Genomic DNA, 15,071 nt, shown 5'->3' with positions numbered 1-15,071 from the left:
AGATTATTCTATTTTTTATTGTAAACATCTATAAAATTCATTTTTTAGCGAATATATAAATGAAATATATTTAAAAAATCTTCTTCTAAAAAAGAAGAAGATTTTTTATCGAATTTATATATCGTTAGTATTACTAGTTTCTTAAAAATTTTATTATATACATTGAGTTTTTATTTTAAAGCATTTAAAATTATAAGATATTTTTTTAAAACATATAATTGATGTTAATAATTATTTAATTAAGTGTAAATTTTTCATATAAAAATTATTTCACTATAAATACCCCACGTCCAATCAAATTGTATTTTCTATGTTTATTATCTATTTCCCAGCAATCTTCATTTTTTCTATTAGAATAGATCCACATTGGATATTACTACGTAGTTCAGTGTCATCGCTAATAGCGACTTGATTTAACCACATATCTTGTAAGTTACCTGCAATAGTTACCTGGCTTACTGGATATTGAATTTTACCATTACTAACCCAAAAACCTGTAGCTCCATGTGAATAGTCACCAGTTACGTTATTTACACCTTGTCCCATTAGTTCAGTAACTAAAAAACCAGTATCCATTTTTGTTAAAATATCTTTAAAAGATAAACTTTGCCCTACTATATGCCAATTATAAATACCACCAGCATGACCAGTATTTTTCATGCCTAGCTTGCGCGCTGAATAGCTATTCATGAGCCAAGTTTGTAGTATGCCATTTTTTACGATATTGCGTGTTACTGTTTGTACTCCTTCACTATCAAAAGGAGCTGAGGCTATACCTTTAAGTATATGTGGTTGTTCTTCAATTGTTAACCATTCAGGAAATATTTTTTTACCTAATTTATTCAATAAAAAAGTAGACTTACGATATACAGAGCTACCGCTGATAGCCATTATTAAATGCCCTATAAGGCTTATTGCAACTTCTGCTGCAAATATTACTGGTGATTCCATAGTAGACAATCGATTTGGTGATAAACGTGATATAACACGACGTGCGCTCTCTTCACCTACCCATTCTGGGCTTTTGAGTTCCTTTATTTCACGTGATACGGTATAAGCATAGTCACGCTCCATATTACCCTCATGCTCAGCAATCACACAACTAGATAGTGAGTAGCGGCTAGAGTTATAACTTTGCAGCATACCATAGCTATTACCAAAAACTTTAATATCATAGTGACTATTAAAGTTTCCTCCTTCGGACTTAGTAATGCGCTTGTCAAAATTAAATGCATTTTGCTCAGCACGTGCAGCTAATTCAATGCCATTTTCTATGTCCAATTCGGATGGATGAAAAAGATCTAGATCTATTGTATCTAGTGCTAAAAGTTCTTTATCAGCTACTCCTGAGTATGGATCTGGCGAAGTATAACGTGCAATATCTATAGCAGCATTTACAGTATTAGATATTGCTTTTAGGCTAAGATCTGTTGACGAAGCAGTACCTTTTCTTTTTTGATAAAATACAGTAATAACTAAAGCACCATCATTGTTAAATTCAATATTTTCAACTTTACCAAAACGAGTACTAATACTAGTACCAATTGTTTTAGTAATACTTACTTCTACTTCATCTGTGCCTGTTTTAGCTAGCTCTAATGCTTGTGCAACAGAGTTTTCTAGAATATTCCGTTGTTCTGCAATTTGAGTAATTATTTTCATAAAATTTGCCACCATGATAGAAGTGGATTAAATTAATAACATACTAATTATAGTAGTTTATCATACTATATTTTTTTAAAGAAATATTTTAAAAACTAAGTTAACTACTATTATATAATAATATTGATATAAATATAGTATAATATAAAATATTTTAAATTTTTACTCTTATAGAGGTTTTTAATAAAAAAATTATGTTTATTTTAAAACTAAAAGATTAAAACTTATTTTATTTCTATTTTTTGCAGAAAGATAACTGTGGTATAGTATACTACTATATAAATTACAAGATTTTTACTGTATTAATTTTTAATTATATTTAAGATTATTAAATATATATTTTTGTAATCCTAATAAAAGTAATTTAAGAATAAAATACTCTTATGGTTCGTATTATTAATATATAACACTAATAATTTATTATGATACATTGAATATATTGGAAATATACTTTTAATAAAGTTTTCTTATCATAACTAATAAATAATTTATAAAAAAATAAAAAGATGATAATGATAGTATATTTTTACAATTGAAGCATGTATAAAAGATTATGTTTGAATAAAACTATCTTTGGTTAAATTGTTATTTATTTTATAAGAATATGATATGTATACTAGTTTAATTTACTGAATAATTTAAGAAGAATTTAAGTAAATTAAATATTATTAACGGTTATGTTACTAACTAATATTGCTATTTAATGCTTTTGATATTTATAGACTATATATTATAACAAATATTAAATGTTTACTATATCTTAACACCTAAAGATGTATAAATTAACATAGTTTATTTCACTTATTATTTAGTTAATATTTAAATATATAACATCAAAAATATCACTATAATAGATTAAGATCTTATCACTAATTTTAGTAGATATAAGTTTTATTTAGTAAATATTAAATTAATTAATTAAATGAATTATTTATAATTTACTTAAATATTTTAAGTAATACTAATATATATTATACATAAACTTAGAAAAAGTTAGTATTCACTAATAAGTGAATATGCCTAATTATTCAGATGATAGGCTTAAAATCCTGTAATATAGATTATGATAGATAACATAAAATAATGTAAACTTTATTAAAGAGAAAATATTTCAATATTTATATTATTTATTTAAAAAAAATAACTTTTATTGTAGTTATTTTTTTTAAATAAATCACAAAATAGTGATTATATTCTGTAGTATTATAAAAATATTAAATATATCATTAAATAATATTTATATTCTTATATAGTGTTATTATTGTAGACATGTAATAAGTATTACATGTATGTATTTAGATACATATCAAAATATTCTTTATATTATTTAAGTTGATTGACTTAATAAAATTTTAATTATTTTAATAATTAATAATACTATGGAATATAAGAATTGTTAATGATTAGGAATTAAAAAATATTTTTTTAATTAGTACTATCACGCTACTATATAAAAGTTCTTATATTTGTGTGTGTAATGATTTTATATGCTTTTGTAGATATATACTGCTATATTATAGCAAATAGGTTATATGTTGAATAACTCATAATGGCTATTTACATGGAATCACTATCCTATATACTGATATTAAGTACTATTCTTTTATTGTAGTGGGTAGGTAGTATTAAATGTTTTATTATGTGAGATAGAGTGTATCAATTTAATACTTTACCAATCTTAAATATTAAGCTATATTTTATTTTTTATAAGAAATCATTTTCATTACATTTAATTAAATTTTCTTAAAATAATATTCATTATTATCGTTTAATTTAAATATAAGTGGTTATATAATGAAAAATAGTTTGTTAATTTTTTAAAATTAATAAATAAATAGCCCTTAAAATATTCCTAAATAATATTTATATAATATATATAAGCATGAATATTAATTGTTATATTTATAATATTATTAATTTTTCTAGTTTATAAAATAACTTACTCAATCAATAATATATTTTGTTATATGCTTATTATTTATACTAGATTTTCTATAACCACTTTGTAGTAATATTACAGTAATAATGTTAATATTATTAGCTAGAACATTTATGAATTTTGTATAGACTTCTTTAGGTCCAACTTATAGTTCTATGTAATTATATAAATATAATAATATTCTTTATGTAGGATATCATATATAAGTAATTTTATTAATTTTTATATAATTAATAAAATAATATATATATTATAACTATACTTTTGTAAAAGCATTATTATGTTGTTGATAATTTTTATTGATAATATCAAATATATGTAATATTGCATATTAGCAGTAATACACTTTTATACTTCCTAATATATTATTTTTATATAAAAATAAATTTTATTATATTAAAGATAAGTAGTTAAGTTATATTTAAAGATATTTCATAATGAGTACATGTATTTCTAAGGATAAGAAAATACAATGTTTATTATGTTATAATGAAGAAATATATATTTTTATAAGAATAGATACATTCAGGTTATTAATTAGATAATTTTATAATTTAAATATAATTGTTAGCAGTTATTAAAATTATAAATTTAGTATATTACACTATCTTAATCTAAGATGCTATCTTAATAGATTAGGAAAATAATTTTTTTGTTTTTATATAAGATTTATTTGTAGTAGATTAATGAAGGATAAGAAATTAGTTAGATTTAATTAATATTTACAATATAATAATTGATTTACATTAAATACTAATACTAATACTAATACTAATAGATTAACTAGTATTTTTAATGATATTATTTTATGATATATTTATGTTGGCATTTAGATTGCTTTTATATTTTTATATTTTTATATGCTTAGTAAGCAACTATTTGCTGTGCTATGGTATAGTATTAATTTTAATGGGATATTACATAGAAAGAATTTTTATATTTTAAACACACACAAATACATAAGATGTAACTACTATCAGTAGGAGGTTATTAGATATTTTTATTATACATAATTATCTTTATGTAATTTAAATACTATTACTTACTGGATCAAGTTGTTAAAAACTAGTATGACTATACTTTATATTTTAATATAAATATTCATTTTATAGCTATAAAGATGTGTAATATTTATTATAAAAATTTAAATTATTTTTAATAATAAAGTATTAATTCTTAATTAAATAAGATTTTTAATACTTTAAAATAAAAATTATATTTTTATATTAATTCTAAATAATTATTTTAGATTTATTGAATTAGTATTAGAAATATATCATATCGATAGATAATTTATTTTTATTTTATAAGTTATCTATTATAAAAGATTTTATTTTTATAAAAATTTCTTTTAATATTATTATTAAAGTAATACTTTAGTAAGTATTTATTTATATATAATCTATGTAAGATACTGTATCTAAACTATAAAAGTTATTTCATAAATACTACTCTAAACGCATTATATTAACTGTAAGTAACTTATTAGTTATAATTTTAACATATACAATAAATATGAAATATTTTTTAACTTTATAATGTAGATATACAATTTGTTACATGACATGAAGATAAAAATATTAATAATATTTTATAAAATTAAGGGTACAATAAAGCTCCTAATTTTAACATGACTATTCTTTATGTATATAAGTTGATATTAATACAAAAATATTACGTTAGCTAAATTATAGATAATTTAAAATATATTTATTATAATAAAATATTATGTAAATCAATAATTCTATACGTATATTTAAAGACTAATTTCAGAGAAATTATATTTAAATATATCTTTTAGATATTTTACTAAATGTATTACCAGTCTATTAGACTTATAAATATAATTGTTCATAAATATCTGATTAAGATATAATTTTTGTTATATAATTCTAAATATTAGCTATATTAATACTTTATTATAATAAGTAAGATATTGTATTAATAATTTTATATTTTGTTTTTTTATGGTTAAATATAACTATTGTATTAATATTAAGCAGATATTACAAGACTAAATATCAATAATTTATTAAGTTGGTTAAAAAGATATTTTACAAAATTATAATTTTAATAAATATTTAAGAGTTGTTATATGAATTATGTAATTATTTATAAGTAAATTATATAACCTTGTATATAAGTTTTTATATACTATAAAAATTAGTTTTATATGAAACAATTTACATAACTAAATATTTATTTACTACATTAATGTCGATATGGATGACATCTTCATATTATTTATTAATAATAAGTATTTTTTTCTTGCTTTTATTTAGAGATATTACATGTCTTATTTAGCACAAAATTTAATATCGTCAAGTATATTAGAATTTTTTGTAATAACACTATTATCTGCATGTTCGATAAATCAGAATTATAAGTATCAAGTAAACGGATCAGATAAGTATCTTCATGCAGTAATGCATCCACAATTAAAAGCTCCATCTGGAATAATTATGCCGTTACGAAATGATACTTATGATATTTACTTACCTTTAATTAATGGTAAAGTAGGTAAGAAATTAGATATTAGACCACCAACACAGATTTTTGCTTTATTAAAAAATTCACATGGTCAATTTATTAATAATACAGCTATGATATTTTTTCAGAGTAACTTAAGTGTAAATACTTTATGGTATCAGGTTATACAAATAATTAAAAAGTTAGACTATTCAATTTCTAGTTATAATTATACATTATGTAAACTAACAACTGATTGGATTAATTTTTATCGTGATGATGAAAATTTACAATATCAAGGTAGATATCAGATTTCTGTACAATCAGAAAAAAATAATCAAAAAATAATTATTGTGAAATCTTTAAGTTTAAAGATGGGTACTACCCCTATAAATGAGCAGTTACAAATTCAGCGTTATGCAGCTTATATATTAAATAATCTAGTGGACGTTTTAAGTAGATACTAATAACTTATTAAGAAATATTAGTTTAAGTTTTTTATATAGATATATACAAACGAATAATATATTTATATAAGAAAAATTTACTTTTAAATTTTATTATTAAATATAATTAGCCAATCTTTTATTATTTAATAAATGAATTAAATAGATAGTACATAAAATTTATTAAGCTTACTGAGTAAGGAATAAGAGGTTTATATAAAATGCTTATTGTATTATTAAGTTATATAATTAAACTTATATAATTTTTTACAGTTTTTATATATTAAATTTGTTTTAGTACATTAGATGTATTATATCATGTAAGTAATGCAATAAAAGAAGTTGTTGATGACATAATCATCATATAAATATATAAATAGTTAATGCTTTTTTAATGTAAAATATTACATAAAAAACCTTATAATTTAAATATACTTTATTTTTTAACACTATAATTAAAACATTATTTTATTTATTTATTTATTTATTTATGATAAGTATATTATTTTTTATATTTCTCTTGTATTAAGATTAATATATTCCGATATTGCATACAAGCAATAAGTATAAATCATTACATATGTTAAGACATTAGTTATATTAGTTTTTTATTAAATACTAAATTATATTTTAATAAAACCACCTTTATTTTACATACAACAGAATTATACTTGCTATTAAATTAATATTTAATGTAAGGTTTTATTACTACTATATTATAAAATGATTTTTTAATTATCATATAATTAATGCAATCTTACATAAGTAATTATATTATGATAGTTCATCATTTTATATCTTTATATTTTTATATTTTAATTGATCTCAATTAGTAATTTATTGCATGTTATACTAGCAATAGTTTTGTTTTTAACATAAATGTCACTAACTATAATAATAGTTATCTCCAATTAATTATAAGAGTTTAATATAATTTTATATGTTTTATTATCTATTTCTAAGTAATTTTACTCGCTATATGTTAAGGATTACTACAGATTTTATTGTTACTATAATGTTTGTAGTTATTAATATTATATTCTATTTAAAATATAAAAGAATATTCTTATAAAGAAAGAAATATTATGGAGATATTTTTATTATGTAATATTTGTAGTATAATTATATAATAATTTATTATATTTAAATAGACAAATTTTTATATAATATATATGATTACTTAATCAAATTGATTTGTAGTTAACTAAGTTTCTTGTAATAAATGAACATAACAAGATATTCTAAAGTCACTAATATGACATTATTAAATAATATTTTTTTAAATTAAGAATTTCACTAGTCTAATATAAAAAATATATTGCTATTATTTTTAAATAAATATTATTATATTAATAATTTATATATAAAACATTAATTTGTTAAATGTTTTTATTTTTATTTAATTTTTTAGATCTTAAAGCTTCTCTTATAGAGTTCTATAATAAATAGAATGTACTATATCTTTTTATAATAAAAATTATATAATTAATTTTAATCTTGATTTTTATTTTTGTTTTATATCTTAACTATAAGAGTGACATTAAAGTCTTTCTTCGTACTATTTGTATATACCTACCATTTTTTATAATGTATTTCTTGTTGAAAAATATCTTCTAGTGCTTTTCGTGCTTCTTTCATGCGCGAAATCTGTGTAATATCACCATTATGACTAGGCATTATTTCTCGTAGCATACGTATATCCATACATCGAAATTGTTGTTCAGCCTTATATGCTTGATGTGAATGCATACCTAGCGTTATTAACGCTTTGCGACCTAACTCTAGCGCACTAGAGAATGTTTCGCGACTGAATTGATTCACACCGGCTATAAGTAATTCGTGGGCTTCAACTCTACTTCGTGCTCGTGCTAATATTTTTAAGTGCGGAAAATGCTGTTGACATAGATATACTATCGCCAAAGTATCTTCAGGTTTATTGCAAGTAATAACTATAACTGTAGCTTTTTGGGCATTAGCAGTACGTAGTAATTCTAATTCTGTAGCATCCCCATAATAAACTTTATAACCGTAATGACGAATCATACTAACTGTGCTTACATCACGTTCTAAAATTGCAATACGTATTTTATTAATTACTAATAATCGTCCTATAACTTGACCAAAACGCCCAAATCCTACTATAATGACGTTAGCGTATTTTTGCTCTATATGATGAGTATTTTTATTTTTCTTGGATTGGTTGTAAAGTTTTTCTAATATGTGATCGATAATCTGCATTATTATAGGTGTTGTTATCATAGATAAAGTAACAATTACTAGTAATAATGCCATTAAATCTTCTTGAAGTATTTTTTGGATATTAGCAGCAGAGAAAAGTATAAATGCAAATTCACCGCCTTGGCTTAGTACTGTTGCAAAATGCATACGTACAGAGCTATGAATACCAACAATATATGCTAGTATTAATAATACACCGCCTTTTACTGTCACTAAAATAACCAATCCTATTAATACTTCCGGTAAGTGAATATATAAAACACTAACATTTAATGCCATACCTACAGATATAAAAAATAGCCCAAGTAGTAAACCCTTAAAAGGTTCAATAGCAATTTCTAATTCTTTCTGAAATTCACTTTCAGCTAATAAAACACCGGCTATAAAAGTTCCCATAGCCATTGAAATACCTAGCATATCCATAAATATAGCAGATCCTAACACAACTAATAACGCTGCAGCTGTAAATATTTCGCGTACACCAGTTGCAGTAATATAATGAAAAATAGGACGTAGTAAATAACGTCCGCCAATTAGCATACCTAAAAGTACTCCTACTTTGATAGTAATTACATGCCAGTCAATATCTTTAATATTAGAACGTGCTAGTAAAGGAATTAATGCTAGTGCAGGAATAACAGATATATCTTGGAATAATAGTACTGAAAAACCCAGCTTACCGCTTTCACTGCGATCCATTCCTTTTTCTCTCATTATTTGTAAAGCCATAGATGTTGATGACATTGCTAATCCAATACCTACTATCATAGCTACTTGCCACGAAAAATTCATCAATAATAATAATCCACCAATAATGATAGCAGTCAGTAAGACTTGTCCCGCACCAATGCCAAAAATAGAGCTCCTTAGTTCCCATAGTCTGTGTGGATTAAGTTCTAAACCAATAAGAAATAATAAAAATACCACTCCTAGTTCTGAAAAATGTAAAATCTCTTCTACATCTCGAATTAATCCTAATCCCCAAGGTCCTATAGCAATCCCTGAAATTAAAAAACTTAATACCGTACCAATACCAATTCTTCGAGCTATTGGTACTATAGCTACTGCTGTAAATAAAAATAGTATTATAGTTGGTAAAAGTGATATTTCTTCAATCATAAATTAACTACCTACAGTCAAAGGTGATTACAAAGATTGTCTATAGTTTTTTAAATAATGTCTAAGATATTAGGTTTATTTTTAAGCTTAATATAAAGCTATTATTTTAATGTTATTAAATACATACAAGAATACATATTAGTATCTCTTAACAAGAGATAAAAGAATCTAATTTATTCTATTTAATAAATTATTACAGGTTTATTGATAGTGATTACAATATGACTTATAATTCTTTAATATTTTAATGTAAATATGGTAAAGAAAAAAATATTATCGTTAAGATATTTTATGTTTTTCTCTATCTTGAGAAAAGTAGTTGTAGCTTATTTTATAGAAAATAGTTAAAATAATATAATGTATTACTATAAGTAATTCCTATAAAAATAGGATAGTGTAAATATAAATAATGTAAGATAATAGTATGTAAGATCCCTACTAGATGCAGTAAAACTATATTTATAGAATTCAGTGTTATATTTTGATTTAAATAAAACAGTACTATTATTTTATTACTATAAGATTTAAGTGTTATACAAGGTATTCACTTATAATTATTTATATATATTCATATGAATAATGATATAAAATTAATGGTATATATTTAATATTAATTATTGTTTGTATTTCAAAAAAAATAATAATTTAATACTTTTTAAGTATAAAGTAAATTTACTATATATGTGATGATTACTAGAGATTATATCTATTAGATATAAATTATATTAATAATATTATTTCCTATTTTAAATATCATATAGAAGATTTTAGTTGCCATAAAATAACTATAAATAATTAATATTTTCTATTATAATTAAAAGTTAAATAAAATTTTCTAATATATATAAAGCTTAAATTACTCAATAAAGATGTTAGAGATTGATGTTAATTAACTAGAAAATATTTTTTTATATTAAATACTATTAGTATTATTTAGATAATACCCTAAATTTTATGTAATGTAAATTAGATAGTTTATAAGTAAATATCAGAGATATTAGTAATTATGCTTTTATATAGTTAACTAAAATCATTATATAGGTAATTTATTCTTATTTTTCTCTTTTATATTTAAATAACTATAAATTAATTTATATTTTAATTTAATTATCTTAAATAACTAATAAAAATTAATTTTATGAAGTTGTATTATAAAATATCTAACTTTTATATATTTATCTTTAGCTTATATTATTATTCATATTAACTGGATAATGAATTAAATAAAAATATAACGATCCAACCTAAATGTCTACTTAAAGATATATTTATATTTTTATATTATCAGTAAGAATTTATATAATAAATAAATTATAACTATTTATAGTATACTACTGTAACTTACAGACAGTATGACTATACTGTAAGATTAAATTTTCGTAAATAACTATAATGACCCTTTAAAGATCATCATAATTAAAAATAATTTAATAAAAAAGTTATAAAATATTAAGAATAATTATGGTACTTATTAAGTACAAACATAAAAAATCTAAAATATTTTTAGATATCAAAAAAATACTCGTTTTATTACAGTAACTACAATAAATAAACTATATTTATTATAGTTACTGTAATTGTATTCTAAATGATATTTATTTATCTACTAAATATAAATATTTATAATACTATAAAGTATTAGTCGATTATTACCTATCCTTCTTAATAGAAAAACAGATAATAATATTAATCGCAAAAATAATTTATAAAAATTTAAGATATTTTAAGTAAGAATTTTAAAATTACATTAATTTTATATTTAGCCATATCAAATATTTAGGTTATTAAAAGTAATTTATACTAATTATTATCACATTAATACAATATAGTAAATATAAGATAATTTAATATTATTGCTTTTATTACTAGTATCTATTGTAAGTTTATTAGATATACTGATATCATCAATAATGATAGAGAATATTTAATTTATTACTATATTTTTATGTAAAAATAATTAATATTAATTAATAAAATTACTCATTTATATGTAATTTTTATTTAAATATTTTAAATAAACCCTTATAAGTGTTTTAATCTACTTTAATTATACTTATTATTACCTTGAATAATTTTATTTATTATAATTTTTTACCTAAATGTATATAAGTTATTATAATTCAGTAGAAATATTTCTTCTATATAGTAAATAATTAAAAATAAAGAATGAGATTAAATTTTAGTGTAAATATTAAGATTGAGATAGGATTAAGATTGATAGATTATATTATATAATGTTTCCCAGAGTTTTTCTAAAATATATGGATTTTGTTATCTAATATAACTATTAAGCTAAGTTGATTAATATTTACTTATAAAGATAAAAGAATACACATACAAAGTATTAATACTTAAAATAGTGTGCTCATTTGTAGAATACTTTATAGTACAAATACTAGATGATGTATGACTTTTAGTAAGTCACAAGTAATAAAAAATATCTAGTATATTGAAGGATATGCAAAATATCTACGGTATTAGATTATAATCTATAAAGTTAATCAGTATTATATACAAAGATATATTTTATATATAATGATAGGATCATCATAATACAACTAGTATATTTATGAATATTATTTAATAAAAATATGATATTTAAAATAAAAAAATATAAACAGGCTGATAGATAAAAAAATTATAATAATTCTTCCATATGTAATTCAACTATATCTAAATTTTAATAAATTTAAAAAATAAAATTATTCGGGTTAACAGAGAATTATAAATTTATTTGATTGGGGTACTATTATTGTTTCTTTGATTACCCTTTCACTAGAAGTATATAGAAGTTGTAGTTTCTAAAAATAGTTAAGTATCTCAGTAAATTGTATTTATAATTTATACAAAATTACATAGAATAATATTCTTATTCTCTATTTAATACTAAGAATCACCTCTATAATTAAAAAAAATTTTAAAAATAAGTAAAAATAAAAATATACCTTATCAAGGTATAGGTTATAATAGTATATTACATAGCTGTATGCTAAAAATTAGAGTAGTTAATCATACACTAATTATTAACCCTAAAAATGAATGATAATAACTGAATTTTATTAATTCATGTGGTAAAAATATTATTTAGTTTATTAATAACTTTAATAATTATAATTATTTTTTCTTAAATAGAATTATTACATATGTAAATTATATTCATTAACTATTATAATAATCAATATAATAATATATGTTTTAACATATTTTCATATTAATAAAGTTAATTTTAGCAAAAATGCTTTAATAAAAAAATATTAGCTAATTTGAATAGTAGAATTTTTCTGTACAATATTTTAAGGTTAATTAGTTTTTATTTTCTTACTTTCTTTATTATAGTTTAATAATTTTTAAAATAAATTTATTCAAAATCTTTATATTGATTAATATATAAAAATATATAATTTTAAATAAATTATTACTGGTTAATTTATTATATGATTAAATAATATATAAAAATAAGAACTTCAGTAAGAATAAAAATTATTATGAATATTAATATAATATGTATTTTAAATAAAATTATAGTGCTCTCTCTTTTATATAGAGATTACTATTCATATAGTATCGTATGTTAGTTATTAATTAAATAATTTTAATTATTATAAGGAAGTTATTATTACATATTTTCTTTGAAAGAATCAGTTTAAGATACAATTATAAAAATATTATTATTTTAATAATAATATTCTTATATTAAAGATAAGTTTGTTTTAAAAGTCTTATTTACTTAATACATTAGTAGGTTCTATATTTTTATTATTCGTCATGCATTATCTTAATTATTGATGATATATTAGGCATTACCCCATGCCATAACAAAAAAGAATAAGCTGCTTGCGCTACTAACATACCAAAACCATCAGCAATATGTCTTGCTCCTTGAGCTTGAGCCCAAGATAAGAAGGGTGTAAGTGTTTTCTGATAAAAAAGATCATAGCAAGCGGTATTATTATCAATAATTTTAGGAGAAATATTAGGGATCTCTCCATTAATACCAGAAGATGTAGCATTAATAATTATATCAAATTTTTTGTCTGATAGCAGACTGAAATGAGTAGAAGAAATTTTTCCTAAATAACTGAACATGCTGACTAATTCTTGTGCACGATTATAAGTCCTATTAGCTATAGTTAAACTACACCCTAATGATAATATAGGTTGAATAATACCACGAGCAGCACCACCAGCTCCTAGTAAAAGTATCTTTGATTCAGGAACTATAGCTATACCAATACGCTTAATATCATTTATTAAACCAATACCATCAGTATTATCACCGAGTAATTTACCATTATCTAATAATTTTAGCGTATTAACAGCTTTAGCTAATAAAGCTCTTTCAGTTAATTGATCTGCAATGTTATAAGCCTGTTCTTTAAAAGGAGTAGTAATATTTGCCCCCATTGCCCCATTAATAAAAAAAGATTTAATATTTTTTTGGAAGTAATTAACGGGTGTCAGATTAGCTTCATAATGAAGAGGAATTCCTGTCTGTTGACTAAATAACTGATGTATGCGCGGAGATTTACTATGTTTAATAGGATTACCAAACACTGCAAAATATTTCATTTTATATTATCCCTGCCTAAATAATTTACCAGTAAGTGCATCACGTATTTCAGATGGATTCAAACTGGTGCCAACTAACTCATGAATTATAGGAACATTTTTACCAAACTGTAAATAAACTTCATACGATGTACGGCAAGGTTTTAAACCGCTAATATTAGCGCTTGTAGACACTATTGGTTTACCAAAATGTGAACATAGCGTATGAACTAATGGGTGCTGGCTAACTCGCACTGCAATAGTAGAAAATTGCCCTGTAAGCCATTGAGGGGTAATTATTTTAGCCGGCATAATCCAAGTTACTGGGTTATGCCGGGAAGAGAGTATATCTTTAGCTGTTTTACCTAATAATTTTTCATCATCAATATATGGTAGAAGTTGTTTATAGTTTGCAGCAATCAGGATTAATCCTTTTTTCCATGATCTTTTCTTGAGATCTAAGAGTTTATTTACGGCTATTTCACTGTCAGGATTGCAACCTAAACCAAAAATAGCTTCAGTAGGATAAGCCACAACTTGTTCATTATGTAGCTCGTAAAGCAGTTTTAAAAGAGATGAGCGTTGTTTTTTATTTTTTATCGTTTTATTCTCTTATTGTATCTACTATATAAATGGTAAAATAAAATTTA

At 21.4% G+C, this 15,071-nt stretch carries 5 protein-coding genes; 1 reads left to right on the top strand and 4 read right to left on the bottom strand.

The features are described 5' to 3' along the window. Window positions 1-321: 321 nt before the first annotated feature. Window positions 322-1,662, bottom strand: a complete 1,341-nt coding sequence (gene pmbA, locus K0T98_RS02415; protein ID WP_225639268.1) for a metalloprotease PmbA — start codon at window positions 1,660-1,662, stop codon at window positions 322-324. Between the two features lie 4,230 nt (window positions 1,663-5,892). Here pmbA and bamC point away from each other — a divergent pair. Beyond that, window positions 5,893-6,537 carry an outer membrane protein assembly factor BamC gene (gene bamC, locus K0T98_RS02410; protein ID WP_225639267.1) on the top strand — a complete coding sequence of 215 codons (645 nt, stop codon included), beginning with the start codon at window positions 5,893-5,895 and terminating at the stop codon, window positions 6,535-6,537. Window positions 6,538-8,088: 1,551 nt separating this feature from the next. Here the strand turns inward: bamC and kefB are convergent. The 3 genes from kefB to K0T98_RS02395 all read right to left on the bottom strand — a co-directional run bounded on the left by kefB (window position 8,089) and on the right by K0T98_RS02395 (window position 15,021). Then, window positions 8,089-9,870, bottom strand: coding sequence for a glutathione-regulated potassium-efflux system protein KefB (gene kefB / locus K0T98_RS02405; RefSeq protein WP_225639682.1), 1,782 nt, complete (start codon window positions 9,868-9,870; stop codon window positions 8,089-8,091). Window positions 9,871-13,629: 3,759 nt separating this feature from the next. Further along, on the bottom strand, window positions 13,630-14,442 hold the full coding sequence (gene aroE, locus K0T98_RS02400) for a shikimate dehydrogenase (RefSeq protein WP_225639266.1): 813 nt from the start codon (window positions 14,440-14,442) through the stop codon (window positions 13,630-13,632). A 6-nt stretch (window positions 14,443-14,448) separates the two neighbouring features. Then, on the bottom strand, window positions 14,449-15,021 hold the full coding sequence (locus K0T98_RS02395; RefSeq protein ID WP_225639681.1) for a Sua5/YciO/YrdC/YwlC family protein: 573 nt from the start codon (window positions 15,019-15,021) through the stop codon (window positions 14,449-14,451). Window positions 15,022-15,071: the final 50 nt, after the last annotated feature.

Origin of the sequence: Candidatus Profftia sp. (ex Adelges kitamiensis) (assembly GCF_020342455.1) — a bacterium.
Classification (GTDB): Bacteria; Pseudomonadota; Gammaproteobacteria; order Enterobacterales; family Enterobacteriaceae; genus Profftia.
Note: the sequence above shows the minus strand (reverse complement) of the source record. Positions and strands in the feature narration are given on the sequence as shown.

Excerpts from the sequence above, each read along its gene's own strand:
- pmbA (WP_225639268.1), bottom strand. The coding sequence starts at position 1,662 with ATGAAAATAATTACTCAAATTGCAGAACAACGGAATATTCTAGAAAAC.
- bamC (WP_225639267.1), top strand. The coding sequence starts at position 5,893 with ATGTCTTATTTAGCACAAAATTTAATATCGTCAAGTATATTAGAATTT.
- aroE (WP_225639266.1), bottom strand. The coding sequence starts at position 14,442 with ATGAAATATTTTGCAGTGTTTGGTAATCCTATTAAACATAGTAAATCT.